The sequence below is a fragment of the Campylobacter aviculae genome (assembly GCF_005406215.1).
GTDB lineage: Bacteria > Campylobacterota > Campylobacteria > Campylobacterales > Campylobacteraceae > Campylobacter_D > Campylobacter_D aviculae.
This window is the reverse complement of sequence record NZ_NXMA01000040.1, coordinates 1-1,411: the sequence shown is the minus strand read 5'-3', so window position 1 is coordinate 1,411 and position 1,411 is coordinate 1. Positions and strand designations below refer to the sequence as shown.

Below are 1,411 nucleotides of genomic sequence, written 5' to 3'. Positions count from 1 at the left end.
TGGCACAAGTGGCGAATAGCTTGTATCCTTCACTCATAGGGCGAGGTTACTCTACGTAGCTACAAATGCTAAACGCATTTTTGCTACTCCGAGAACTCGTTAGGGAGACCCTAAAACCCCTTAAAACAAAACTTAAAAATTAAGTTTTGTTTAAGATTGAAGAGCACTTATATTATAGAACAAAGAAAAAATTTTTTAAGAAATCTTAGTTAGAACCTATGGCATAAAATTTATAAGCGAATTTTAATCTTCTAGTTTTTCGAAAAAAATCTTCTAGTTTTTTAGAACAAACTTTCTAATATATATTGATTTTTTATTCTAATTATTGTAGAATATTTTAAAAATTATAGGAGTAAATATGACACAAGTTAGTGAAGTTAGTATGATTGATGAGACTAGAATTAAAGTCGATGATAACCCTAGAAAAGTTTCAGGAATTAAGACTAATTATATAGGGCGTAGAACCTTTGTAGACAGAGATACAGGAGAAGTCATAGAGCTTGAATATGTTGAAAAAAAGGTATCTCATACCCTTAAAAAAGGGTGGAGAAGGGTTTATTTAGAACAATTTATGGAAGTTCTTACAAGCTTATATTCTAGTGCCAAAAAAATTGACATTGTAGAATATATTTTAAATAATCTAAATAGCGAAAATCAACTAACCCTAACTCAAGAACAAGTTATGAAAGCTACGAAAGTTTCAAGACAAACTATAGTAGATACTTATAAACACTTAATAGAGATGGATTTTATGAAAAAACAAGGAGCCGTTTTTGTCGTCAATCCGAAGTATGTTTGTGCCTTTGGGTCTGACAAGAAAAACAAGACTATTGCAATCAACTACAGCTACGATGAGCCTAGCCTTTTTGATTAAAGGCTAGAACACTATAAGGGCGTCGGCCGCCCTTATGCACTCCAAAAAGCAAAAAAGCTCATAAATCGATTTTTTTGCCAAAAAGATACTTTACCCCTAAGAAAACTAAGAAAAACGATTTAAACCCCAATTCCTTTCCCTAATCAGCCCATAGCAAATCGCACCTGGTAAGGTGCTATGATTTGCGAAAAAGGGGTGCGGGGGCTGTCTGAGTGCGTAGCACGGAAGACGGACAAAGCCCACCGCCCTATTATTTAGCTAGTTATTTAGCTAGTCGCTCCGCTCCCTAAACTAACCTAACGCTAAGTTGTATTACAGGCTAATAGGCAAAAAAGGTTAATTTTTTTCTTTGGAGTTTTTCTAGGGCGGCCGACGCCCTTAAAATGCTCTCTGCGTATGAAGGGGTTAAGGGGTGCAACCCCTTACAAGCTCGACACTTGGCACAAGTGGCGAATAGCTTGTATCCTTCACTCATAGGGCGAGGTTACTCTACGTAGCTACAAATGCTAAACGCATTTTTGCTACTCCGAGAACTCG

Annotated in this window: 1 protein-coding gene; it reads left to right on the top strand. The window is 36.3% G+C overall.

Going from position 1 to position 1,411, the window contains the following annotated elements; genetic code table 11:
• The first annotated feature begins 358 nt into the window (after positions 1–358).
• On the top strand, positions 359–874 hold the full coding sequence (locus CQA76_RS08850) for a replication/maintenance protein RepL (RefSeq protein WP_137623012.1): 516 nt from the start codon (positions 359–361) through the stop codon (positions 872–874).
• The last annotated feature ends 537 nt before the right edge of the window (positions 875–1,411 follow it).